We start from the raw sequence: 23,523 nt of genomic DNA, 5'->3' as shown, positions 1-23,523 counted from the left end.
AATCGGTTTCGCCTCGAGGCACGCTCGGTCGCGGCCTCGGGGGAGCGAGGGCCGAACGGCCGTACGCGTTCGGGTTCGAACCGGTACCACGTCACGATCGAAACGGACAAACAGCTATCACGTTCGCCCCCGAACGAGGACGCATGCTTCGAACCCTCATCTCGCGCGTGGTGCCCGGGTCCGACGACGGTCGCGACGAGACGGGCTCGGACCGGGACGAGACCGACTCCGAACTCGCGGGCTCGCGACTCGACGCGTCCGTGGCCCACGCTCACGGCGGGGACGTCACGCTCGAGAGCGACGCCGACGCCGACGAGCTCGAGTCGCGGGCGCGGGCGGCCGAGCGGGAGCGGTGGCGGGAGTGAGTCGGTCCTAACGATCCGTCAGTCGAGGGCCTCGCGCCGAACGAGTGTGTCCTCGGCGAGATACCGCTCGAGGACGTGGGCGTCGTCCTCGAGGACGACGAGGCGCTCGCGAAGCAGTTCGCCGGTAGCCGTGTCGCCCAGTCGTTCGACCTGCTCGACGTGGTCGCGCAACAGCGCCACGAGCGTCGCGTACCCCTCGAGATCGCGCTCGAGCGACGATCGCACGTCGTAGTGGTGGGGCGCTTCGATGTGGAGCGGGGCGTGCTGGCGGATCCCCATCGGACCGCAGACCGGCACCCCGCCGAGGGCGTGGACGCGAACGGCGAGGGCGTCGGTCGTCTCGGCGAGCCGATCGGCGGCGTCCTCGAGAACGCCGCCGAGATCCTCGAGTTCGGCCCCCTCGAGCAGCCAGTAGTGTTTCCGGACCTGGTTGAACAGGATGTACAGTCCCGAGAGTTCGTCGTTCAGCGCGTCGACGATCCACTCCGCCACGTCCCGGTCGATTCCGAGCTCGTTCTCGCCGATCGTGTTCCACTCCTGACGGACTCGTTCCGCGCCGGGAGTTCGGAGATGTGGTTCGCTCGCCATGGTTACGTCGTCGCCTCCGTCAGTACGAGCGTATCGCCCTCGAGGAACTGCTCGATCGCGTGGGCGTCGTCCTCGAGGGCCGTCAGGTGGTCGTCCAGCCGTTCAGCCGTCCCGAAGTCGCCCGCCTCCCGAGCGAGCTCGACGTGCTCGCGCACGCTCGCGACCAGCGTCGCGTACCCCTCGAGATCGCCCTCGAGCGAGGCCCGCAGGTCGTACAGATCCTCGGCCTCGAGGTGGACCGCGGCGCGCTCCTGGATCGTCGGCGGCGTGTTCGGCGGGATCCCCCCGAGTTCGACGATCCGGACCGCCAGATCGTCGTTGATCGCGCGGACTCGTTTGTACGCCCCCTCGAGAAACGCCGCGACCTCGCGAAACTCGGCACCCTCGGCCGTCCAGTAGTGCTTTCGAAGGAGGTAGAAGAGGTTGAACGAGCCGGCGCAGTCGACGCCGAGGGCGTCGACGATCGCCTCGGCCGCCTCGGGCTCGATCCGGAGGTCGTTCGTCCCGACGGTGCCCCACTCCTGGCGGCGGTCGCCGGTTTCCGGTTCGCGGACCAGCCCGATCTCTCGTCTCGTCATCGTGTGGAGTCGTTTCCCGGGCGACTTATATTTCATCGCTGCCTGCCACATTGCCGACACGACCCCGGGGAGCGAGGATTTCGAACGAGTGTGTTAACCCCACACACGACCCCAGTACACGTGGGGTGAGAACGATGGCGAGGAACGAATCGAACGAGGAACTCGTCGAGCGCGTCTCCTTCGAGACCTACACCGAGGACAACGCGGATGCGATCGACGAACTGGTGAGCGAGGAGTACGTGCTTTACGACCCGATGAGCCCCGAGCCGATCCGCGGCCGCGAGGGACTGAAAGACCACGTCGAGTCCCTGCGGGAGGCCGCCCCGGACCTCTCGGCGACGATCGAGCACGTGATCGCCGACGACGAGTTCGTCGCGGTCCACTTCACTATCCGGGGGACCCAGGAGGGACCCGTTCCGGACCTCGACCTCGAGCCGACCGGCGAGGCCTTCGAGGTCGTCGGCATGGAGTTCGACCGCATCGAGGACGGGAAACTGATCGAAACGTGGCTCGCGTACGATACGCTCGGCTTCGCGGAACAACTGGGGGCGCTCGAGGCGAGAACCGCTGGGGCCGAGCGGTAGACTAACCGCGGCTGCGGGTCTCCGTTTTCTTCTCCCTCGCACGAGCACTCGTCGCTCACTGGCGCTTCGCGCCCTCTGCTCACGGACGCGCAGCGTCCGTTCACGGCTCACTCTGTTCCCCGTTCACATCGCGGTTCTCGCTCACTGCGTTCACTCCGAACCGCGCACCGTTCGCGCGATATGCGAAACCTTCGGTCTCGCACTATTCACACGGCCAGCGGGACCGAATGTCCCGCTCGGATCGCAAAAATCTACGCTAACAGTACATAACGGTGTGTCCCGCCTTCAGTCGGGGGAGGATGTCAAGACGGGACCTTTTGTACGGTGTTCATCCTGCTGTTCAGCCACCAGTCTGAGATGAGGACTCATCTCGTCAAAACGGGGGCCTTGTACGACGAGATTGTCATCTCGATCCCACTCGATGAATCCGTACTCTGCTAATTTAGGAAGGTGGGTGTGGTGCATACTGACCGAGTACTCATCCGCATCTACAATCGTTCGAGAACTGGATAGATATCTCTGAAGTAGGGCCTTGTCCGCTTCTACAATCTCCTGGGAAATGCCGGACGGCTTTGAAACGTATTGGGGGCTGGAGAGTAATTCTACTAGTAACTGTCGTCGGTGGCCGGCCGCCAATGCGTCAAACAAGTTGTCATAATTAACCATTCTATCTCCCTCGCCTTCAGCTATCGTCCCTCATAACGTTAAATGCGTATCATTTTCACGGTCCACGGCTGTTTTGATTAACTGAGTGATTGAGCGTACCCCGCTCAGTTCGCAGATCTACGCGACGATTCGAGCGATGCAGATTCACAGCCCAGACTGAATAAAGAAGCCGCACTACCAACTACTGCTACAAAACCCGCTACTCGACGTACCGGTACTTGCGCTCGCCCATCCGGCCCCAGCCGTCGAAGACGAACTCCTCCTCGGGCGTTGTGAACTCCTCGACGTCGACGTCCATCTCGTGGTTGTGGGCGTCGTGGACCTCCTCGTAGTCCTCCCAGCTCATGTCGTAGCGGGCCGCGAGCTGTTCGTCGACGTTCAGCGCCTCGAGCTCCTCGTCCCAGCTCTCGCAGACGGTCTCGGCGTGGATCTCGGCCTGGGCGCCGCTGCCGTAGGAGCCGACCAGCAGCGTCTCGCCGGTCAGATCGCGGCCGTCCTCGAGGGCGTGTTTCATCGCGCTGATGCGGGCGATGTGGACGGACCCGGTGTACCAGTTGCCGACCTCGCGGGAGACCGTCAGCGTCGGGTCGATGGTCTCGGCGTACCACTGCTGGTAGCGGTCGGTCCCCTTCAGGGCGTCCGTGTACTCCCGGAGGGCCTCGTGGTAGTCGTCCTCGGAGTCGAACGCTTCCTCTCGAGGCTGGCGGCCGATCTCCTCGGCGAGCTCCTCCTCGATGGCGGTATCGCGGGTGATGTAGCGATAGCCCAGCAGGCCCGCCTTGCGAACCATTCCGGGGAACGGGGTGTGGAACGGGATGAACGCGATGTCGTCAGGGTGGACGTCGCCCGCGACGCTCTCGAAGTCCTGCAGGGCCTCGCGCATCCGGGCGAGGTAGACCTGCACCGACCGTTTGCCGTCGACGGAGGGGAACTGCTGGTTCGGTTTGAGGAAGTCGGTCTCGTCGGCGCTCCCGTACCCCTGTTCGGGCGAGAGCTCGACGAGGTCGGGGTCCTCGGCGATGTACATCGCGACGGCTCCCGCTCCCTGGGTCGCCTCGCCGGCGTCGCCGCGGGCGTACAGCGCCGTGTCGGTTGCGATCACGATCGCGCCCCGGCCCCGGTTGCGGCCCGCGCGGATCCAGTTGTAGGCGTCGTCGAGGCTCTGCGTGCCGGCGATGCAGGCGAACTTCCGCTCGCCCTTGTTGGCGTGGTGGAAGTCGCCGTCGTACACCTGCTCGAGGCAGCCCGCGACGTACGTCGAGACGGGCTTCGAGTTGTCGAAGGCGCTCTCGGTCGCGACGTCGATCCGGCCGACGTCGTCTGGCTCGAGGCCCTTGCGGTCCATCAGTCGGTGGGCCGCGTTCGCCGCCATCGTGACGATGTCCTCGTAGCTGTCGGGGAACGAGCTGGCGTTGAGCCCCAGCCCCTTCGTGTACTTCTCCGGGTCCTCGCCCTTCTGGGGGGCGAAGGTGCCGGGGAGGTCGAGCTTGAGGTTCCCGGTCCAGATCTCGACGGCGTCGATACCGACTGTGGTCATAGTACGGGAATACTGTCCGATCTATATGATATTGTCGTTCGTCGTTTCGACGGTCGTCGAACACCGCGTCGACGGTGCGAGTCGCTCCGGGAGCGACGATCGACGAACCGGCCGGTGCGGACGACGGGTATCGCGGGAGAATCGCTCGTCGGCTGTCGAACGGTGCCCGAAAAATTCAGTCCTCGTCTTCCTCGACGACCTCGGGATCGCTCATCGCGCTCTGGAGGCTGTCGAGGCCGTTGATCCACTCGGTGACGAGTCCGTACTCGAACTCCTCGGCGACGCCCATATCGAGCTCCTCGTCGTCGATGACGAGCGTGCCGGCCTGGGCGGCATACCCCAGCGCCGCGTCGAGGTTCTCCTCGGCCTCCGCGTCGGCGGCCGCGCCCAGGTAGTCGGTGACGGTCCCCTCCTCGGCCGGACCGTTGGCGACGTACTCCTCGGCGGCGAAAAAGACACAGACCAGACTCGTCTGGACGCCGTCGACGAGGATCAGCTTCTCCTCGTCCTCGATGTCGACCTCACTGAGGACGACCTCGCGGACGTCCTCGATCTCGGCCAGCGCGTCCTCCTGCTCGAGTTCGCCGTCGTCGTAGTCGGAAACGATCTTCGCGATCGCGATCGCGGTGTCGTCCTGCAGGTTAAGCAGCAGTCGGGCCGAGTCCTCGTCCTCCGGATCGATCTCCTCGTCTTTGATGCGATCGATCCAGTTCTGCCAGCGTTCCGCCGAGTAGTACTCGGTGGGGGGATTGCTCATACAGACACCTACACCGGCCGCTTGAAATGCCTTTCTCTACCTGTATTCCGCGACGACAATCCCGAGACGGCCGTTTCAGGCCCGCTCGAGCGTCGATTCGGTGTCGATACCGTACACCCGCTTCGGGGTCTCGACGTGGGCGTTTCTGACGGCGTCGTCGTACCCGTTCTCGAGCAGCCACGCGACCCGTCGGGGAACCGTCTTCGGGCCAAGCACGGCGCCCGGACGGTCCGGATCGTCGATGTAGTCGGTCTCCATCAGGAACGGCTCGCCGCGCTCGGCCGCGCGCTCGAGTTCGTCCTTCTCGCCGATGACGCTCGGGATCGGGCCCTCGAGGCGCCCGCCCGCGTAGTGTTTGACCACCTTGTGGGCGGGGAGCCCGGCCTCTTCGGCCCACGCCGTGACCTCGGTGAGATCCTCGCTCCCCTCGGTGTGGAGCTGGACGGCACAGTCCAGGTCCGCTCCGCGCTCGAACGCGCGACGCATGACGGCGTTCGAGGCCGCCCAGACGTCGTCGTCGACCGCGTAATGGGGCCGACCGGATTTCAGCGCCAGCGCGTCGCCGCTCTCGACGTACTCCGCGGCGACGTCGATCCCGCCCCGCATGATCTCTTTCGCCTCCTCGGGGGCGTACCCTCGTTCGTTCACGAGCCGCGAGATCAGACCCGGATGGACGCCGAGAACGGGCCAGGCCCGACCCGGCAGTTCGGCCGAGGCGTCGGCGACGATCTCGAGGGTGCGCTCGAAGACGGGTCTGAAGTCCTCCCCCTCGTCGGCCTCGACCCCGAGGTGCCAGGAGGGTTTGTTCACCACGAGCATGTGGGTGCCGTCGACGCGAACGAAGTCGCGGACGGCGTCGATACCGCGATGGTTGTCCGGGTCGAGGTGGAGGTGGTTGTCGAGAACCGGCGTCTCGTCGTCGATCATGGTCGACCCTGGGGCGTCCGCGGCCGAAAAGTCACCGACTCGCTCGCGTCCGGGCTCGCACCGACGGCGTTACTCGCCGAGCGTCACCGCGTCGTCGGCCGCGTTCCGCAGCGCGTCGGAACGACCGTAACTGCCCGGGGCGATGGCGATCGTCTCGACCCCGTTCCGACCCGCGTGCTCGAGAACGGGCTTGAAATCGGTGTCCCGGGAGGCGATCGCGAGGCGGTCGATCGCATCCTCGCTGGTCAGGGCGGTCGCGTCGACGGCGAGTTTGACGTCGACGTCGCCGCTGGTGACGATCACCTCGAAGCCGCGTGCCTCCGCGGCCTGGATGAGACCGGGCGTCGCGTGCTCGTCGAGGTAGAGTCGGAGGACGCCCACCCGACCGAGTTCCTCGGCGGCGGTTCGCAGGTCGTCCAGATCGACGTCGAACTCCTCGCGAAAGACGTTCGGCCCGTCCACGAAGAGGCCGACCGTCGGTCCGTCAGTTCCGGTCCCAAACCGGGTCCGGAGGCGCTCGAACATGCCGTCGAATACCCCCTCCGCGAAAAAAGGTGTGGCGAAACGACGCCGTGTAGACCCGCCCTTCGAGCGACGTCGAACCGAGTTGCGCTCGCGAGACGGCCACGACCGACGAAAAGACATTACTACCCCCGGAGTGTGAGGCCGACTATGCCGCTTCAGACGCCGCCGTTGCGTGGGATCCACGCCGATCGTGGAGCGAAGTTTACGGAGTTCGGTGGCTGGGACATGCCCGTGGAGTTCGACTCGATCCAGACGGAACACCGGGCCGTCCGGGAGGACGTCGGGATCTTCGACGTCTCTCACATGGGTCAGATCCACGTTACCGGCCCGGACGCCACGACGCTGATGCAGCGGCTCACGACCAACGACGTGACACGACTCGAGGTCGGCGACGCCCAGTACGCGGCGATAACCGACGAGGAGGGCGTAATCATCGACGACACCGTCGTCTACCGCCTTCCCGACGAGGACGGCCACGCGACGTATCTCTTCGTCCCCAACGCGGGCACCGACGAGGCGACCCACGAGCGCTGGATCGGCTACCGCAACGAGTTCGAGCTCGAGGCGACCGTCGACAATCAGACCGACGAGTACGCGATGTTCGCCCTGCAGGGACCGAACGCGGCCGACCTGCTCGAGGACGTCTCCGAGGATGCGCCGACCGAGCTAGGTCGGTTCGAGGCTACCTATGCGACCGTCGCCGGCGTCGAGTGCTGGACCGCCCGCACCGGCTACACCGGCGAGGACGGGTTCGAACTCGTCGTCCCGTGGGCCGAGGCCGAGACGGTCTGGTCCCGACTCGAGTGTCAGCCCTGCGGGCTCGGCGCCCGCGACACGCTCCGGATCGAAGCGGGGCTGTTGCTGGCCAGCCAGGAGTTCGACCTCGAGTCGAACCCGCGAACGCCCTACGAGGCGGGGATCGGCTTTGCGGTCGACCTCGACACCGAGTTCGTCGGCCGGGACGTCCTGGCCGAGGCGAACGAGGACGGCGTCGAAGAGCAGCTGGTCGGCTTCCAGCTGATCGACCGCGGCGTCCCGCGTCACGGCTACGACATCACGAACGCCGAGGGCCGAGTCGTCGGCGAGGTCACGAGCGGCACGATGAGTCCGACCCTCGAGCAGCCGATCGGACTCGGCTACGTCCCGGTCGAGTACGCGGACCCGGGAACGACGCTCCAGGTCGTCGTTCGCGGCCGATCGAAGAAAGCAAGAGTTGAGACCACGCCGTTTATCGACACAGCATAACCATGAGTTTCGACGTTCCAGACGACCGACGGTACCGCGAATCGCACGAATGGGCACTCCCGACCGACGACGGAATCCGCGTCGGCATCACCGACTTCGCACAGGACGAACTGGGCGACGTCGTCTTCGTCGAACTTCCCGACGAGGGCGAGTCGATCGCTCAGGAGGAGGAATTCGGCGTCATCGAGTCGATCAAGGCCGTCTCCGACCTGTACGCGCCGGTCGGCGGGGAGGTACTCTCGGTCAACGAGGCGCTGTTCGACTCGCCCGAACTCGTCAACGAGGATCCGTTCGGCGAGGGCTGGATGCTCGAGATTGAGGGCGCCGACGAGACCGAGCTCGACGAGCTGCTGTCGGCCGACGAGTACGAGGATCAGATCGCCTGATCAGATCGCCTGATCAGGGCTCCTGGGGCGTCTCCCGGTTGAAAAACACCATCACCGCTCCGGAGACGACGACGGTCAGAACTGCCCAGACGAGCCACAGTTCCGGCTCGTCGACGACGTAGACGACGGCAAGCGTCGCGAGAAAGACAGCGGTCAGCGCCGCCGTCCACAGATCCTTTCGGCGGGCCGGTGTCTCCGACATTCCTTACTCGAGCGTGACGAGGTGGTCGAGCAGTTCCTCGAGCGGTTCGGTCGTCACGGCCAGCGAGTAGCCGTCGATCCGGGCGAGGTCTGCGGCGTGCTCCCACAGATCGTCCTCCTCGATGCCGTGGAGGACGACGGCGTTCGGGGTCGGGTTGACGACCCGGAGCGCAACGGCGACGGCCTCGCCTCGCGTGACGCCGGTAAAGACCAGTACGCGGTTCGTGCTCTGGCCGTACAGCCGGAAGAACTCCTCGCTCGAGAGGCGGGTGATCGCCCCGATGCTGTCGATGACGGTGTGGCCGCTGACCCGATCCGTGTTGCCGGCGGCGACCTCGGTCGCGCCGATCTCGTCGTACAGCTGCACGAGCGGCTTCGAGGTGGCGTACTCCCGGAGGTCGTAGACGACGTCGCTCTCGAACCCCGCCGAGAGCACGCGGCCGTACTGGCGGATCCGGTCGCCGCCGCGGCGTTCGTCGATCGCGAGCAGCCCCTCGACGAGTCGGCCGACGACGCCGATCCCGGGACTCTCCCGGCGACCGCTCTCGTAGTCCGAAATGACAGAAGAGGACACCTCGAGCTCGCTGGCCAGGTCGGTCTGGGAGACCCCGAAGTCGGTGCGCCACTTTCGCAACGTCGCGCCGGGGTCGTCGCTCAGCGTGATCTCTCCGGCGATCTTCTCGGCGAGCTCTCGCTTGGGTCCACGGCCGCCCATACGCGACGGTCGTCCGGTCGGCCCAAGTAGCTACCGGAGTCGGCGTCCCCCGAAACCGGCGGCCGTCGGCGGGATCGCGGTCAGTCGGTCGGCTCCGACGGCGCGGGATCGACCGTCTCGATCCGCGCGTCGATCCAGCTCGCGGCGGCCTCGAGGGTCTCCGGATCCGACCCCGAAAGACGGATCCGGCCGGGCCGATCCTCCCCGCGGGGATAGCTCCCGACGGCGACGTCGAACTCGTCGGTCACGCCCTCGAGAACGGCCGTCAGCGATCCCTCCGGGGCCGGCGTGTAGACGGTCCGGGAGCGAGCCTCGCCCGCGAACTCTCCGGCGACCTCGCGGAACATCGCCCGCATCTCCTCGGGGATGCCCGCGAAGACGGAGACGTTCTCGACCGTACAGCCCGGCGCCCAGGCCTCGTCGACGACGATCGGCACCGCCCCCTCGGGGAGTGAGGCCGCAGCCTCGAGGTCGATCTCGAGGTCGTACTCCGCGACGAGATCCGGGTTCTCCTCGCGGAACCGCCGGGCCTTCTCGGTCAGGCTGTCGTAGATCTCCTCGCGGACGACCAGCTCCCGGTCGAGTCCCTCGGCGACGGCCTCGATCGTAACGTCGTCCGGCGTCCCGCCGAGCCCGCCGGTGACGAGCACGGCGTCGAAGGCCTCGCTCCAGTCGGCGACGGTGGCGGCGATGAGCTCGCGGTCGTCTGGGATCGTCAGGATGCGCTCGACGGTCGCGCCTCGCTGGGTCAGCTGTTCGGCCAGCCAGGCGGCGTTCGTGTTCGTGGTCGTCCCCGCCAGCAGCTCGTCGCCGACGGTGACGATCGCGACGTTCATGGACCGGGTTGGGGCTCGAGTCAGTTAGCGACTGCGCTCGCTGTTTCCGGCCCTCGACGACGGTCGGTCCGGCTCGACGAAGAAGAGCGAACCGAGCTTTTAGATCGTTCTGACGGTCTCGAGTGCGTTGATTCGCCCGGCACCTGTTTCGGGGTCGCCTCGACCGCCGCCCTCCGCCCCGCGCTCGATGACGTTCTCGACCTGATTCGCGTTGGCGTCCGGCTCGAGTTCGCGCACGAGGCCGACGAGTCCGGCGACCTGCGGGGCGGACATCGAGGTTCCCGACGCCAGACCGTACGACGAATCCGGGAGGGTCGATAGCACCTCGGCACCGGGCGCGCCGACGGCGATCTCGTTCGCGCCGTAGTTCGAGAAGTCCGCGAGCTCGTCATCGATCGTCGTCGCGCTAACCGAGGTCGCGTTCGGAAGGCTCCCCCACAGCGAGATCCAGCCGCCCTGCTGGAGGTTCTGGCTGTCGTTGCCGGCGCTCGTGATCACGGCCGTTCCGCGCTGGGTGACGCTGCGAACGACGCGCTGCCGGGCGATTCGGAACCCTTCCTGATTGTCCTCTGGTGGTTGAGGTGCGCTACCAATGCTCATATTAACTGCGTCGAGACCGAGCTCGGCGGCGTACTCGAGGGCGAGGAAGGAGTCGCCGACGTTCGCGCCCCCCTCCTCGGCGAAGACCCGAAGCGAGACGAGTTCGGTCGCCGGTGCGACGCCGGTGACGCCTTCGGCTCCGGTCGCCCCGGTGATGCCGGCGACGTGTGTCCCATGTGTCTGTGCATCACCGATGTGCTCGGACTCCTCCCATCCGAGAAACGACCGACTCGTCTCGGCATCGACGTTCCCCAGGTCCGGGTGCTCGTGGTCGACGCCGGTGTCGAGGATCCCGATCCGAGTTCCGGCACCGGTCGCATACTCGTGGGCCTCGAAGGCGTCCATCAGGTGCTTGTCCCACTGATCGTCCTCCGTCGCACCGTCCGTCTCGGCATCGGCCGGCGACTCCTGGACGTCGAGACTGTAGCTGAAGTCCTCGAACGCCGCGTCGACGCCGTTCGCGGTGCTGGGGTCCGAGTCCGCGGGCCCCCGGACGAGATAGACGTTCGCGTCCAGGATTTCGTGGGCGACGGTGAACCCCTCGCGCTCGAGCTGTGCCGCGTTGCCGCCGGTGACGATGTACTGTGCGAGGGCTTCGTCGTCCGCGGCTGCCGTCCCAACTGCTCCCAGTCCGATGCCCGCCGCTCCTATCAGTACCGCCCGTCGTGAGGTATCGTGCACCATATATTCCTACGTAGCAGACGAGGTATTTATAATGAAGATCTAGTATCAAAGTAAGCAGCGTATGCGTAATTTTATTACCGAAAACAACAGAACCCATTTTGCATCCGATCGGAGCCCGTCGCCACGGGCCGAGCTTTCGGGCATCGAGACGCTCTGTCCCTCTTCCGTGTAGATAACCTTCGTGGATGGGCGTGTGAGACGGCACGGACGAGGCCGTTCGATGACTGTCCACGGAAACGGATCGTCTTCTCGAAAGACGGACGAAAGCTGGCTCGGAGACGCCCCGAAACGGTGTCTCAACCCTACCGAGAGGAGTTGTGGCACCGCCGTTCGCACTCATCCGATCCGAGGATACATCGTCTCGAGCGCCGACGCGGTACGAGGACATCACGTCTCGCCTCGACCCGAGGACGGTCGCCGAGGAGTGACGCTCCGCAATCCCTAAACGCGACTCGCACCAACCACGTCGTAATGAGCGACTGGACCGAGACGTACCGTCCGACGACGCTGTCGGAGGTACGCGGGAACAACAAGGCCCGGGACCAGCTGAAGGAGTGGGCCGAGAGCTGGGACGACCACCGAAAGGCGGTGATCGTCCACGGCAGCCCCGGCGTCGGGAAGACCTCCGCGGCCCACGCGCTGGCCAACGACATGGGCTGGCCCGTAATGGAGCTCAACGCCAGCGACAGCCGCGGCGCCGACGTGATCGAGCGCGTCGCGGGCGAGGCCGCAAAGAGCGGGACCCTCACCGCCGGCGGCTCGGGGCGACGACTCGTGATCCTGGACGAGGCGGACAACTTCCACGGCAACGCCGACTACGGCGGCTCGCGTGAGGTCACGCGGGTCGTCAAGGACGCGAACCAGCCGATCGTTCTCGTCGCCAACGAGTTCTACGACATGAGCCAGTCGCTTCGCAACGCCTGCGAGACGATCGAGTTCCGGGACGTCTCCAAGCGCTCGATCGTCCCCGTGTTGCGGGACATCTGCCGTCGCGAGGGCGTCGAGTTCGAGGAGGAGGCCTTAGAGAAGATCGCCGAGTCGACCAGCGGCGACCTCCGCTCGGCGGTCAACGACCTGCAGGCCGTCGCCGAGGAGGCCGAACGGCTGACCGTCGAGGACGTCGTCACGAGCGAACGCGACACGACGGAGGGTATCTTCGACTTCCTGGACGCGCTGATCAAGGAGGAGGACGCCCAGGGCGCGCTGTACGCCTCCTACGACGTCGACGAGACGCCCGACGACCTGCTGAACTGGATCGAGGACAACGTCCCGAAGGACTACGCGGGCGAGGAGCTGGCCGACGCCTACGGGTTCCTCTCGAACGCCGACCGCTGGCTCGGCCGGGTGCGGGCCACGCAGGACTACTCGTTCTGGCGGTACGCCACCGACAACATGACCGCGGGAGTCGCGGCCTCCCGTCGAGAGCCGAAGGGCGGCTGGACCCGCTACGGACCCCCCAGCTACTGGTCGAAGCTCGGCCGCACCAAGGGGACCAGAAACACCCGCGACGCCATCGCCGAGCGCATCGCCGAGCGGGAGGGCACCAGCGTCGCGACGGCCCGCCGGGAGATCCTGCCGTTCCTCTCGGCGATGACCCACCACTGCAAGAACCGCGAGCTGACCGTTCGGATGGCCGCCATCTACGAACTCGACGAGGGCGAGGTCTCCTTCGTCACCGGGAGCGGGAAGACGACCAACAAGGTCGAGTCGATCGTCGCCGACGCGGAAGAACACCGGGAGGAGCAGGCGGTCGAACACTCCGGCGGTGCTTTCTTCGGGAGCGCCTCGAGCGACGACGAACTCGAGGACCTCGACGAAGACCACGAAGACGACGAGGACGATGGGGACGACCAGCAGTCGCTCGAGGCCGTCGCCGAGACCGGAGACGATGAGTCACCCTCTGAGGGGGCGGCTGACGAGCCCGCCGAACCCGACGACGACCAGTCCGGTCTCTCGGATTTCATGTAACTGCGGCTGCTGTTGGTGTACAAACATGTCCAGGTGTGAACTAATCGACACTATTACGGCAGTCGATGTGGACACCCACTCCTGGTGAGTGTAGAATAATGACCGACTACGACTGCCCGCTCTGCTCGAACGGCTACGAGGAACGGACGGATCTCCGGATCCATCTCGAGGTCAACCACCGGAAGTCGGCGATCGTCTCCCAGTTCGTCGAGGCGACGACCGACTCGGCGGTGGGAACCGACGACCCCGTTCTGGAGGGCGACCGACCCGCACCGAGGCTGTAACCGGTAGCTACGCTTTTTCGACGAGCCGATCGGCGAACGACCGCGAGAGCGCGTCGCGAACGCCGTCCGCGAGCGCCGTCGGGTCCGAACCCGAAAGCGGCGGCACCGTCTCCACGGGACGGTCGGTCATGCGGTCGATCTCCCCGGGGTTCGTTCGCTCGGCGACGGACGCTCCCTCGTACCCGTTACAGACGATCCCAAAAACGTCGACCCCGCGTCGCTCGAGCGCGTCGACGGTGAGCGCGGTGTGGTTCAGCGTGCCCAGCCCGGAGCGCGTGACGACGACCGCGCCCGAAGCGAGGTCGGCGACCAGGTCGACCACTTCGCGGTCGCCCGCCAGCGGAACTCGGAGCCCGCCGATCCCCTCGAGGAGGGCGACTGGCACCCGCTCGCACTCGCGACGGCAGTCGGCCAGCAGCGACTCGTACTCGAGGGGATCGTCCGCCCGTTCGGCCGCGACCCGCGGCGCCAGGGGCTCCTCGAGGTAGCGCAGACAGGTCGCCGCCTCGTCGGTTCCGCAGGCGTCGACGACGAACGCTGCGTCGTCGTCGGGTGGATGCCCCGTCTGTGCGGGTTTGATCGCGCGGGCGTCGACGCCGCGCTCGCGAAGTTCGCGGGCGAGCCCGGCCGTGACGACAGTCTTGCCGACCCCGGTGTCGGTGCCGACGACGGCGACCGTCGTCGAGTCGCTCACAGGAGTCCGACCTCCGTCCCGGCCGCCTGGAACGCCTCGAGGCAGGCGACGACGTCGTTACGATCGTGAGCCGCGGTCGGCGCGACGCGGATCCGGCAGGTCCCCTCGGGGACCGTCGGCGGTCGGATCGCGGGCGCGATCACGTTCCGGTCGCGGATCCCGGCCTCGAGCGCCAGCGCGTCCTCGCGGTCGCCGACCACGATCGGCAGGATCTGGGACTCGCCGGGCACCTCGAACCCCATCGACTCGAACCCGTCCCGAAGGTGGGCGACGTTCTCCCAGAGCCGCTCGCGGGCGTCGCCGTGACGGGCGAGGTGGAGGGCCTCGCTGGCGGCTGCGGCCGCCATCGGCGTCAGCCCCGTCGAGAAGACGAACGGACGGGCCTCGTTGACCAGCAGTTCGACGAGCGCGTCGCTGCCGGCGACGTAGCCGCCCTGGCTCGCCAGCGCCTTCGAGAGGGTCCCGAGCTGGACGTGGACCCGGTCCTCGAGCCCCTCGGCCTGGACGACCCCGCCGCCGTCGGCGTACAGCCCCGTCGCGTGAGCCTCGTCGACCATCACCCACGCGCCGAACTCCTCGGCGACGGCACAGATCGACTCGAGCGGGGCGACGGTGCCGTCCATGCTGAAGACGGTGTCGGTGACGATCAACCACGACTCGTCGGCGGCGCCCGGTCGCTCGGCGCGCGCGGCCAGTTCGGCCCGGAGGCTCGCGGCGTCGCAGTGATCGTAGACGACCGTCTCGGCGCCCGAGAGGCGACAGCCGTCGACGATGCTCGCGTGGTTGCGCTCGTCGGAGAAGATCACGTCCGGCTCGAGGGCGGTGATCGTGCCGACGTTGGCGGCGTACCCCGACGAGAAGGCGAGCGCGCGGTCGGTGCCCTTGGTCTCGGCGAGCAAGCGCTCGAGGTCCTGGTGGACCAGCGTGTCGCCGGTGACGAGTCGGCTCGCGCCGGCGCCCGTACCGACGGTCGCCCCGGCCTGGCGCGCGGCGTCCTGGACGCGCTTGTCGGCGGTCAGTCCGAGGTAGTTGTTCGAGGCGAACACGAGCGCCTCCTCGGAGTCGAGCACCGGTAGCTCGCCTCCCGACGGCGACGCGAAGTACCCCCGCTCCGCGACCCGGTCGGCGGGCGCGAGCGATCGTTTCAGGTCGTGCTCGACGAGGGCGTCGAGCCGACCCTCGAGGTCGAACCCGCGGTCTTCCATTCGAGTAAAGGGAGTCTGCCGTGTGTTTTCACTGTCACGGTTCGCGTCGGGGCGACCGCGGAGTTCGTTCGAATCGGTCAAAACCGGGGCATCAGCTCCGCCGGGCCGACGACGCCGTACTCGCCGGCGCGGTTGCGGCGAACGGCGGCTCGCAGGTAGCCGAGCGCGGGTCCGTTGACGTTCGCTTCCATGCTCGTCGCGTCGTCGAGCTGGAAGGTGTTCGTCCCCGTCTCGCCGTCGAAGGTCGTTCCGGTCACGGAGACGGTCGTCGTGGTCGGCTTCTCGTCGCTGCGAACGTCGAGGAGGCCGCCGACCGTAACGTCCTTGGCGTCGCAGACGCCCGCGCGCTCGAGCAACACGTCGTCGGCGTGCTCCATGTCCTCGAACTCGATGACGCCGTCGTGGTCGTCGACGATCGCGTCGATCTCCTCGGCGGAGAGGTCGCGTGCGGTCTCGATATCGTAGTCGGGCAGGTGGGCGATGTCCTCGCGGACGGTGCCGCGGTTGTCCTCGTATCCCGACTCGAGGCCGACGCCCCACCAGATCTCCACTTCCTCGATCTCGACGAACGATTGGGCCGCGAGCGCGGCCGCGCCCGTCAGCAGCCCCGGCGTCGCGCCGGCGCCACAGACGAAGGTGATCCCCGCCTCCTCGAACTCCGCTGTCCGCTCGTCGAGCATGCCGATCACGCGCGAGCGCTTGAGAACGTCGACCATCACGCCGCCGTAGCCGCCCTCGAGGAACCGGTCCGCGACGCGAGGGATGAAGTCGTGTTCGTAGTTCGGCAGCGCCAGCAAGACCGCGTCGATCCCGTCGCCGTGATCGATGACGTCCTGGATGGGGTCGTCGCTGGGGCGGGCCTGCTCGGAGGCGACCACTCCCCTGTTCTCGCCGTGCTGTTTGACGCCGTCCTCGGCGGCCGTCGCTCCGCCGTCCGTCGCGACCTCGCTGTCGATGTTCCCCTCCGTCGCCGCCAGCAGCTCGTCGACGTCCAGCCCGTCGAAATCGATCGCCGTACCGTGGCGATCGCAGGCCGCGACGGGCGTGAGCCCCTCCTTGTGCTGGCTCACTTCGAGCGTTCGTCGTCCGATACCGCCGGTGCCGAGTACCGCAAACGTCGTTTCCTTCATGAGTGTATTCTCGTCGGTTCGCTGGTCGTCAGTCGTCGCTCGGTTCCGCGCCCGCGCTCGGGCTCGAGTTGCCCGCGCCCTCGTTGCTCGTCGAGTCCGTCGACCCGCTGTGACGGGCCTTGACCGCCTCGGGATCGAACTCGTTTACCTCGCGGTTGGGCTCGAGCCCCGCCCGTTCGACGATCGCTATGTCCTCGCCGGGGGACTGGCCCTCGGTCGTGAGATAGTCGCCCGTCAACAGCCCGTCGGCGCCCGCCTCGAGGGGGAGATGCTGCTCCTCGGGCGCGAGGTTGACCTCGCGACCCCCGGTCAGGCGCACCCGCGAGTCGGGGTGGAGCAGCTTGTACACCGCCACGGTCTTGACGATCTCCTCGGTCGTGATCTCGACGTCCCGCTCGGCGAGGGGCGTTCCCTCGACCGGGTTGAGCACGTTGACGGGCAGCGAGGAGATTCCGATCTCCTGCAGGGCGACGGCCGCCTCGACCCGGTCAGTCGGGGTCTCGCCCATCCCGAGGATGACGCCCGCACAGAGGTCCATTCCGGCATCCCTGGCGATTTCGAGGGTCTCCACCCGGTCCTCGAAGCTGTGCGTGTCGACGATCTCGGGGAAGTACCGCGGCGAGGTCTCGATGTTGTGATTGTAGTGGTTGATCCCCACCTCGGCGAGGATCGCGGCCTCCCGTTCGGTGAGTATTCCGAGGGAGGCGTCGATCTCGAGGTCACACTCGTCGCGAACGAGTCGAATCGACTCGAGGACCTCGGCCCACTCCTCGGGGCGGTGCTTTCGCGAGACGCCCTTCTCGGCGACGACGATCCCGAAGCGCTGGGCGCCGTCGCGTTCGGCCCGCTTTGCGGCCTCGAGGATCTTCTCCGGACCGAGGAAGTCGTAGGTGTCGATCCCGGTGTCGAAGTGGACCGACTGCGCGCAGAAGCCGCAGTCCTCGGCGCAGTTGCCCGCCTTCGCGTTGACGATCGAGCAGGCGTCGACGGTGCCGTCGCCGAAGCGATCCCGAACCGCCGCGCCGGCTTCGGCGAGGGGCTCGACCGGCTGGGCGATCAGCGCGAGCCCGTCGGTGCGATCGAGCCGTTCGCCGGCCACCACCCGCTCGAGGGCGTCGTCGACCGTCGGATTTCCAGTCTCGTAAACCACACACGACTAGCTGGTTGACGGGTATATAATAATTGGGGAGACGGTCAGTGGATGCGACGTGGCGGCGGCACCGCTCGGGTTCCGTCGCCGATCCGGGCGCGGAGCTTGCAAATCAAGGGTCTCACCATTATATACGGGTTCGGTGTCGGGCGTTCCATGCCGAACGATAACCCGCGGTTGGATTTTACCCGGCGCGAGGCGATCGCGACGGGCGGAGGTTTCATCGGTCTGAGCATCGTCGCCAGGCGTGCCGAAGCGTCGAGCGGGTTCTCGCTCGAGGACCTCGAGGAGGCCGAGATCGAAAAGCAGGGGTTGCAGTTCTTTACGCTCGAGCAGGCCGAAATCGTCCAGGAGATGGCCAACCGAATCTACCCCTCCGACGAGAACGGGCCGGGAGCGCCCGAGGCGGGCGTAGTGTACTTCATCGACCGCCAGATGAACCAGGACTGGGGGCAGGGTGAGAACTGGTATATGGAGCCGCCGTTTCCCGGCGTCGAGGAGCTCGATCTCGACACGGCGGTCGACGACGCCGGTCGCGCCGGCGCGCCGGTCGAGGCCGAGGGGGTGGGAGAGCCGCCCGAACACGGCGAGGGCGACGAGGAGGAGACGGCTGAGAACGGGAACGGGAACGGGGACGAGGACGAGGTCGTTGACCAGCCCGACGAGTTCGAAGCGGACCCCGAGGATCCCGAGGACGAAGAGACCGAGGTCGCGTGGGCCGACGAGGAACCCGTCGCGGGCCAGGGCTGGCAGTACCCGATCACGCCGGCGGAGGCCTACACCTACTCGATCGACTTCGTCGAGGCGTACTGTGAGAGCGAGTACGGCGACAGCTTCGTCGACCTGGACGGCGAGGAGCAAGACGAGGTCATCGAAGCGCTAGAGAACGACGAGGTCGACACGTTCGAACTGCTCGAACCGAGCGATTTCTTCCTCACGCTTCGCGAGAATACCCTCGAGGGGATGTTCGCGGATCCGATGTACGGCGGGAACCAGGAGATGATCGGCTGGCGACTAAAGAACTTCCCCGGGACGCCCGGCGCGCTCGGGAGCTTCCGGGCGCACATCGAGGACGAGGAGTACCACGAGATCGACGAACCGCGCAGCATCGCGGACGACGTCGAGGAGATCGGACTCAACCCGGACGGCGAGCACGATCACTGACTCGAGGGGGACGGCCGGTCACGGACGCGCGGCACGGAGCGATCGAACGACTGCGATACGATACGAGAGACAATGACAATCGAACTGGATCCCGTCGACGTCATCACCGTCGGCGCGGGCTGGACGGGCGGTATCGTCGCGAAAGAACTGGCGCAGGCGGAGTACGACGTTGTGAGTCTGGAACGCGGGGGCGAACGATCGACGGAGGACTGGCTCACGGTCCACGACGAACTCGGTTACGCGCTGCGGTACAAACTGATGCAGGACCTCTCCCGGGAGACGATCACCTTCCGACACGAGCCGGGCGAGACGGCGCTGCCGATGCGCCGCTACGGGGCCTTCCTCCCCGGCACCGGCGAAGGCGGGGCGGGGGTCCACTGGAACGGAATCACGTTTCGCTTCCTACCCTACGACTTCGAGATCGAATCGGAGACGATCGATCGCTACGGCGAGGAGGCGATCCCCGACGATATGCAGCTGCAGGACTGGGGGATCTCCTGGGAGGAGATCGAGCCGTACTACGACGAGTTCGAGCGGATCGCCGGCATCTCCGGCGTCGCCGGCAACGTCGACGGCGAGAGAAGGGACGACGGGAACCCCTACGAGGGTCCGCGGTCGAACGACTACCCGGTGGGACCCATGATGCAGTCGCCGCCACTCGAGCGGTTCGCGGAGGGCGCCGACGCGGCCGGTTACGAGCCGTTCATGCAACCGTCGGCGAACCTCTCCGAACCCTACGAGAACCCCGACGGCGTCCGGCTCGGCCGGTGCGAGTACTGCGGCTACTGCGAGCGGTTCGGCTGCGAGTGGGGCGCCAAGTCCGATCCCACCGTAACGGTGCTGCCGGCGGCCGAGGAGACGGGGAACTTCGAGCTGCGGACCCACTCGAACGTCGTCGAGTTGCTCTACGACGAGGACGCGCGGCAGGTTACGGGCGTGAAGTACGTCGACTCGCGGACCAACACGGTCTACGAACAGCCGGCCGACGCCGTCGCGCTGACCGCCTACGTCCTCAACAACGTCCGGCTGCTCCTCCTGTCGGGAATCGGCGAGCCCTACGATCCCGAGACGGGCGAGGGCGTCGTCGGGAAGAACTACTGCTACCAGAACATGGGCGGCAGCGCCACCGGCTACTTCGACGACGAGGAGTGGAACCTCTACATGGGTGCGGGCGCGCTCGGGGCCTCCTTCGACGACATCAACGGCGACAACTTCGACCACGAGGAGCTCGACTTCCTCCACGGGGGCAACGTCGCGATCAACCAGACCGGCGAGCGCCCGATCGCTAACAATCCAGTCCCCGAGGGAACCCCGTCGTGGGGGTCGGAGTTCAAGGAAACGAGCCTCGAGTACAACCACAGCCGGCTCGAGATTTCCTGCCAGGGCGCCGTCCTTCCGTTTCGAGACAACTACCTCGACCTCGATCCGAACTACACCGACGACTACGGGCTTCCGCTGATCCGGATGACGTTCAACTGGCACGACCAGGATTACGCGCTCGCGGAGTACGGCAGCGACGTCTGCGAGGAGGTCATGGCGGAGATGGGCGCCGACAGGATCGACGCCAGCGGCGGCCTCGAGGGCGACTTCGACATCATTCCCTACCAGACGACCCACAACACCGGCGGCGCGATTATGGGCGCCGATCCCGACGAATCGGTGGTCAACGACTACCTGCAGTGCTGGGACGCCCGCAACCTGTTCATCCCCGGCGCCTCGGCGTTCGCCCACAACAGCGGCTACAACCCGACCGGAACCGTCGGCGCGCTGGCCTTCCGCGCCGCCGAGGGGATCGAGGAGTACCTCGAGAGTCCGGACCTGCTCGCCGAGGCCGAGTCGTAGGCGGTTCAGCCGTCGGGGTGCCACGCAACCCCCTCCCGGCGAACGGTGAAGGGTTTCGCGCCGCAGGACGGGCAGACCGTTCCGCCGCCCTCGGGGTCGTCCGGCCGCTCCGGAATCGTGTGGCGGTGACCACAGGTATCGCACTCGAGGTCGACTGGCATACCGTATCGGACGGGCCAGGATCCGATGAACCCCAGGTGGCAGCGTCTCGCTGACGTGTACGGGACGGCCGCTACGCTCGCGGTCGCTCTGAGGCGAGCAACAGGTAAAAAACGGCACGTCGAATCATGAGTAACGAGATGTGGGTTCGGCGTCAGGAGCCTCACGAACTCACAGAGGGGCGGTATCGCCGTATCCAGTGTGTGGGGGTAGCGTGGGATTCGTTGTCATCACCACCGTAGTATCGACGAGTTCGTGTACTGTAATAAGCTTTGTTGCTAGCTATGTGTCCAGCTCGAGCGATGATTCATAATCGAACGGTTCCTGGTGCCGCCCGAAAGCTGACGTTCCGCAGGTACTGCCGATCCGGGTCGACGATCTCGAGCGGGTGACGACGACTCTCCGATCCTGCGGCCGGTTCGAGTCCCCTCCCCGCGAACGGTCGACGGACTCACGGACGGGTCGGACTCGAGCGCTCGCCTCGAGACGAACCGTGAGAGAGAAAGCCGTACGATCGAACCGTTCGTCGATCGCGTTCGCTCGCTACGGAACGACGGCGTCCCGGGCTACGCGAGGAACTCTTCGATGTGGTCGGCGACCTCCTCGGGAGTGTCGCCGACGGGGACGCCCGCGTCGTTCAGGGCCGAGATCTTGCTCTCGGCGGTACCGGTGCCGGAGCCGGAGACGATGGCGCCCGCGTGGCCCATCCGCTTGCCCGGCGGGGCCGTGCGGCCGGCGATGAAGCCCGCAACCGGGGTATCGACGTAGTCATCGATGAAGGCGGCAGCCTCCTCCTCGTCCTCGCCGCCGATCTCGCCGCACATGACGATGGCGTCGGTCTCGGGGTCGTCCTCGAACAGCTCGAGGGCGTCGACGAAGTCGGTCCCGATGATGGGGTCGCCGCCGATGCCGATCGCGGTGCTCTGGCCGAGCCCGCGGTTGGTGAGGTTGTCGACGACCTGGTAGGTCAGCGTTCCCGAACGGGAGACCAGGCCGACGTTCCCCTCCGAGAAGATATTCCCCGGAAGGATGCCCAGCTTGGCCTCACCCGGCGTGATGAGGCCGGGACAGTTCGGACCGATAAGTCGCGTGTCGGTTTCGGTCAGACGCTTGTTGACCCGGGCCATGTCCTGGGTCGGAATGCCCTCCGTAATCGCGACCGCGAGGTCGAGGTCGCTGTCGAGGGATTCGAAGACCGCGTCGCCGGAAAAGGCCGGCGGAACGAAGATCACCGAGGTGTCGGCGTTTTCCTCTTCGACGGCCTCGTGGACCGTGTCGTACACCGGAACGCCGGCGGCCTCCTGGCCGCCCTTCCCGGGCACGGCGCCCGCGACGACGTTCGTGCCGTACTCCATCATCTGCTCGGCGTGGAACTTGCCCTCCCCGCCGGTGATGCCCTGTACCACGACGCGCGTGTCGTCGTCGACTAGTACACTCATGCTTGTCCCTCCTCAGCGTACTCGACGGCACGCTGAACCGCGTCCTCGAGGGTCTGTTCGACCGTCACGAGGTCCTCGTTCAGAATTTCCATCCCCTCCTCCCAGTTCGTCCCCGCGAGGCGGACGACGACCGGTTTGGGGATCTCGTCGAACTGCTCCAAGGCTTCGTTGATCCCCTTGGCGACCTCGTCGCCGCGGGTGATCCCGCCGAAGATGTTGAAGACGACCGAATCGACGTTGTCGTCCGAGAACACCATATCGAGCGCGTTCGCGATGCGGTCGGCCTTCGCGCCGCCGCCGACGTCCAGGAAGTTCGCGGGCTCGCCGCCGTAGTGGTCGACGAGGTCCAGCGTGGTCATCACGAGGCCGGCGCCGTTGCCGATAATCCCCGTGTTACCCTCCAGCCGAACGTAGTCGAAGTCGTACTCGTCGGCCTTCTGCTCGAGCTCGTCGCCGCCGCTTGCGGCCTCGGCTTCCATTTCGGCGAGTTCGGGCTGGCGGAACAGCGCGTCCTCGTCGATGTTCATCACGGCGTCGGCCGCGATGACCTCGTCGTCGTCGGTGACCATCAGCGGGTTGATCTCAGCGTCGGAGCCGTCGCGGTCGTCCCAGAGCTGGTAGAGCGTGGTGAGAACGCTCGAGACGTCGCGGGCGACGGCCTTGTCGACGCCGGCGTCGTAGACGGCCTTGCGGGCCTGGTAGGGGTGCATGCCGAAGGAGGGATCGATGTGCTCGCGGGCGATCGCCTCGGGGTCCTCCTCGGCGACCTCCTCGATGTTGACGCCCCCCTTCGTCGAGACCATCGCGACGGGTTTGCCCTCGCCGCGGTCCATCGTGATGCCGATGTAGAGCTCGTCGACGAAGTCGACCGCGCCCTCGACGAGGACCTGGTCGACGTGGTAGCCCTTGAGATCCATTCCGATGATCGACTCGGCGGCCTCGCGGGCCTCCTCCTCGTTCTCGACGAGCTCGATCCCGCCGGCTTTCCCCCGACCGCCGACCTGTACCTGTGCCTTGACCGCGACCGGATACCCGATCTCCTCGGCTGCGGTCAGTACGCCGTCGACGTCCGAAGCGAGCTGTGACTCCGGCGTCGGAATTCCGGCGTCGGCGAAGACTTGCTTCGCCTGGTACTCATGTAGTTTCATACCATTCGAACGGCCGTCCCGGCCTTGCTTAAATCCTGCCAGTTTCGGTTCGATTTGCGGCAGTGATTGCCGTATCGCGGCGCCTCCTCGACGCTCGGCCGAAATTAACTCAGTTCCGTATTAGGGTACTTTTATTACCTCGGCTG

At 66.5% G+C, this 23,523-nt stretch carries 26 protein-coding genes; 8 read left to right on the top strand and 18 right to left on the bottom strand.

Annotated features, from left to right (window positions below; all coding sequences use genetic code 11):
- Nucleotides 1-143: 143 nt before the first annotated feature.
- Nucleotides 144-365 (top strand): hypothetical protein, encoded by a 222-nt coding sequence (locus ACFEMD_RS07175; RefSeq protein ID WP_394740348.1) that lies wholly within the window; start codon nt 144-146, stop codon nt 363-365.
- Between the two features lie 18 nt (nt 366-383).
- Here ACFEMD_RS07175 and dpsA (ACFEMD_RS07170) read toward each other — a convergent pair whose 3' ends face one another.
- Nucleotides 384-953 (bottom strand): DNA starvation/stationary phase protection protein DpsA, encoded by a 570-nt coding sequence (gene dpsA, locus ACFEMD_RS07170; RefSeq protein ID WP_394740347.1) that lies wholly within the window; start codon nt 951-953, stop codon nt 384-386.
- 2 nt (nt 954-955) lie between these two features.
- The gene (gene dpsA / locus ACFEMD_RS07165; RefSeq protein WP_394740345.1) at nt 956-1,531 is read right to left on the bottom strand and encodes a DNA starvation/stationary phase protection protein DpsA; all 576 of its coding nucleotides are present in this window, start codon (nt 1,529-1,531) and stop codon (nt 956-958) included.
- A gap of 134 nt (nt 1,532-1,665) precedes the next feature.
- On the opposite strand from dpsA (ACFEMD_RS07165), the gene ACFEMD_RS07160 reads away from it, so the two are divergent.
- The gene (locus ACFEMD_RS07160; protein WP_394740344.1) at nt 1,666-2,115 is read left to right on the top strand and encodes an ester cyclase; all 450 of its coding nucleotides are present in this window, start codon (nt 1,666-1,668) and stop codon (nt 2,113-2,115) included.
- 285 nt (nt 2,116-2,400) lie between these two features.
- On the opposite strand, the gene ACFEMD_RS22050 is transcribed toward ACFEMD_RS07160, so the two are convergent.
- The 5 genes from ACFEMD_RS22050 to ACFEMD_RS07140 form a co-directional block, all read right to left on the bottom strand.
- A complete protein-coding gene (locus ACFEMD_RS22050) occupies nt 2,401-2,781 on the bottom strand; it encodes a DUF7344 domain-containing protein (protein WP_449560118.1) in 381 nt (126 codons plus the stop codon).
- 199 nt (nt 2,782-2,980) lie between these two features.
- Nucleotides 2,981-4,318, bottom strand: coding sequence for a hydroxymethylglutaryl-CoA synthase (hmgB, locus tag ACFEMD_RS07155; RefSeq protein WP_394740343.1), 1,338 nt, complete (start codon nt 4,316-4,318; stop codon nt 2,981-2,983).
- 175 nt (nt 4,319-4,493) lie between these two features.
- Nucleotides 4,494-5,075 (bottom strand): DUF2150 family protein, encoded by a 582-nt coding sequence (locus ACFEMD_RS07150; protein ID WP_394740341.1) that lies wholly within the window; start codon nt 5,073-5,075, stop codon nt 4,494-4,496.
- Between the two features lie 75 nt (nt 5,076-5,150).
- Entirely contained in the window at nt 5,151-6,002 is an 852-nt protein-coding gene (locus tag ACFEMD_RS07145; protein ID WP_394740340.1) for a TatD family hydrolase, read from the bottom strand.
- A 69-nt stretch (nt 6,003-6,071) separates the two neighbouring features.
- Nucleotides 6,072-6,527: an NYN domain-containing protein gene (locus ACFEMD_RS07140; RefSeq protein ID WP_394740339.1), complete on the bottom strand. Its 456-nt coding sequence runs from the start codon at nt 6,525-6,527 to the stop codon at nt 6,072-6,074.
- Nucleotides 6,528-6,674: 147 nt separating this feature from the next.
- Between ACFEMD_RS07140 and gcvT the strand changes: the two genes are divergently transcribed.
- A complete protein-coding gene (gene gcvT, locus ACFEMD_RS07135; protein ID WP_394740338.1) occupies nt 6,675-7,772 on the top strand; it encodes a glycine cleavage system aminomethyltransferase GcvT in 1,098 nt (365 codons plus the stop codon).
- A 2-nt stretch (nt 7,773-7,774) separates the two neighbouring features.
- Nucleotides 7,775-8,158 (top strand): glycine cleavage system protein GcvH, encoded by a 384-nt coding sequence (gene gcvH, locus ACFEMD_RS07130; RefSeq protein ID WP_394740337.1) that lies wholly within the window; start codon nt 7,775-7,777, stop codon nt 8,156-8,158.
- A gap of 13 nt (nt 8,159-8,171) precedes the next feature.
- Here gcvH and ACFEMD_RS07125 read toward each other — a convergent pair whose 3' ends face one another.
- The 4 genes from ACFEMD_RS07125 to ACFEMD_RS07110 form a co-directional block, all read right to left on the bottom strand.
- On the bottom strand, nt 8,172-8,360 hold the full coding sequence (locus tag ACFEMD_RS07125; RefSeq protein ID WP_394740336.1) for a hypothetical protein: 189 nt from the start codon (nt 8,358-8,360) through the stop codon (nt 8,172-8,174).
- 3 nt (nt 8,361-8,363) lie between these two features.
- Complete coding sequence (locus ACFEMD_RS07120; protein ID WP_394740335.1) at nt 8,364-9,074, bottom strand: helix-turn-helix domain-containing protein; 711 nt, start codon at nt 9,072-9,074, stop codon at nt 8,364-8,366.
- Nucleotides 9,075-9,154: 80 nt separating this feature from the next.
- A complete protein-coding gene (locus tag ACFEMD_RS07115; RefSeq protein WP_394740334.1) occupies nt 9,155-9,910 on the bottom strand; it encodes a competence/damage-inducible protein A in 756 nt (251 codons plus the stop codon).
- A 99-nt stretch (nt 9,911-10,009) separates the two neighbouring features.
- Entirely contained in the window at nt 10,010-11,194 is a 1,185-nt protein-coding gene (locus tag ACFEMD_RS07110; RefSeq protein ID WP_394740333.1) for a S8 family peptidase, read from the bottom strand.
- A gap of 471 nt (nt 11,195-11,665) precedes the next feature.
- Here ACFEMD_RS07110 and ACFEMD_RS07105 point away from each other — a divergent pair, with 471 nt between their 5' ends.
- Together ACFEMD_RS07105 and ACFEMD_RS07100 are read left to right on the top strand one after the other, a co-directional pair.
- Nucleotides 11,666-13,162, top strand: a complete 1,497-nt coding sequence (locus ACFEMD_RS07105; RefSeq protein WP_394740332.1) for a replication factor C large subunit — start codon at nt 11,666-11,668, stop codon at nt 13,160-13,162.
- A 98-nt stretch (nt 13,163-13,260) separates the two neighbouring features.
- Nucleotides 13,261-13,446 carry a hypothetical protein gene (locus tag ACFEMD_RS07100; protein WP_394740331.1) on the top strand — a complete coding sequence of 62 codons (186 nt, stop codon included), beginning with the start codon at nt 13,261-13,263 and terminating at the stop codon, nt 13,444-13,446.
- 7 nt (nt 13,447-13,453) lie between these two features.
- Here the strand turns inward: ACFEMD_RS07100 and bioD are convergent, their stop codons facing one another.
- The 4 genes from bioD to bioB all read right to left on the bottom strand — a co-directional run bounded on the left by bioD (nt 13,454) and on the right by bioB (nt 17,625).
- The gene (gene bioD / locus ACFEMD_RS07095) at nt 13,454-14,140 is read right to left on the bottom strand and encodes a dethiobiotin synthase (protein WP_394740330.1); all 687 of its coding nucleotides are present in this window, start codon (nt 14,138-14,140) and stop codon (nt 13,454-13,456) included.
- Nucleotides 14,137-15,345 carry an aminotransferase class I/II-fold pyridoxal phosphate-dependent enzyme gene (locus tag ACFEMD_RS07090; protein ID WP_394740328.1) on the bottom strand — a complete coding sequence of 403 codons (1,209 nt, stop codon included), beginning with the start codon at nt 15,343-15,345 and terminating at the stop codon, nt 14,137-14,139. The genes bioD and ACFEMD_RS07090 overlap by 4 nt, the downstream gene beginning before the upstream one ends.
- 77 nt (nt 15,346-15,422) lie before the next feature.
- Nucleotides 15,423-16,475: a transcriptional regulator gene (locus ACFEMD_RS07085; protein WP_394740327.1), complete on the bottom strand. Its 1,053-nt coding sequence runs from the start codon at nt 16,473-16,475 to the stop codon at nt 15,423-15,425.
- 28 nt (nt 16,476-16,503) lie between these two features.
- Nucleotides 16,504-17,625, bottom strand: a complete 1,122-nt coding sequence (gene bioB / locus ACFEMD_RS07080) for a biotin synthase BioB (RefSeq protein ID WP_394740326.1) — start codon at nt 17,623-17,625, stop codon at nt 16,504-16,506.
- 156 nt (nt 17,626-17,781) lie between these two features.
- Here bioB and ACFEMD_RS07075 point away from each other — a divergent pair, with 156 nt between their 5' ends.
- Nucleotides 17,782-18,789, top strand: coding sequence for a gluconate 2-dehydrogenase subunit 3 family protein (locus ACFEMD_RS07075; protein WP_394740324.1), 1,008 nt, complete (start codon nt 17,782-17,784; stop codon nt 18,787-18,789).
- 72 nt (nt 18,790-18,861) lie between these two features.
- Nucleotides 18,862-20,631, top strand: a complete 1,770-nt coding sequence (locus ACFEMD_RS07070) for a GMC family oxidoreductase (RefSeq protein WP_394740322.1) — start codon at nt 18,862-18,864, stop codon at nt 20,629-20,631.
- 5 nt (nt 20,632-20,636) lie between these two features.
- On the opposite strand, the gene ACFEMD_RS07065 is transcribed toward ACFEMD_RS07070, so the two are convergent.
- From ACFEMD_RS07065 to sucC, 3 genes are all read right to left on the bottom strand, one after another.
- The gene (locus ACFEMD_RS07065) at nt 20,637-20,792 is read right to left on the bottom strand and encodes an FmdB family zinc ribbon protein (protein ID WP_394740320.1); all 156 of its coding nucleotides are present in this window, start codon (nt 20,790-20,792) and stop codon (nt 20,637-20,639) included.
- 564 nt (nt 20,793-21,356) lie between these two features.
- The gene (gene sucD, locus ACFEMD_RS07060) at nt 21,357-22,229 is read right to left on the bottom strand and encodes a succinate--CoA ligase subunit alpha (RefSeq protein ID WP_394740318.1); all 873 of its coding nucleotides are present in this window, start codon (nt 22,227-22,229) and stop codon (nt 21,357-21,359) included.
- Nucleotides 22,226-23,377 (bottom strand): ADP-forming succinate--CoA ligase subunit beta, encoded by a 1,152-nt coding sequence (gene sucC / locus ACFEMD_RS07055; RefSeq protein ID WP_394740316.1) that lies wholly within the window; start codon nt 23,375-23,377, stop codon nt 22,226-22,228. The genes sucD and sucC overlap by 4 nt, the downstream gene beginning before the upstream one ends.
- Between the last annotated feature and the right edge of the window lie 146 nt (nt 23,378-23,523).

Origin of the sequence: Natronococcus roseus, from assembly GCF_043677095.1 — an archaeon.
GTDB classification, from domain to species: Archaea; Halobacteriota; Halobacteria; order Halobacteriales; family Natrialbaceae; genus Natronococcus; species Natronococcus roseus.
This window is presented reverse-complemented; position numbering and strand designations above follow the sequence as displayed.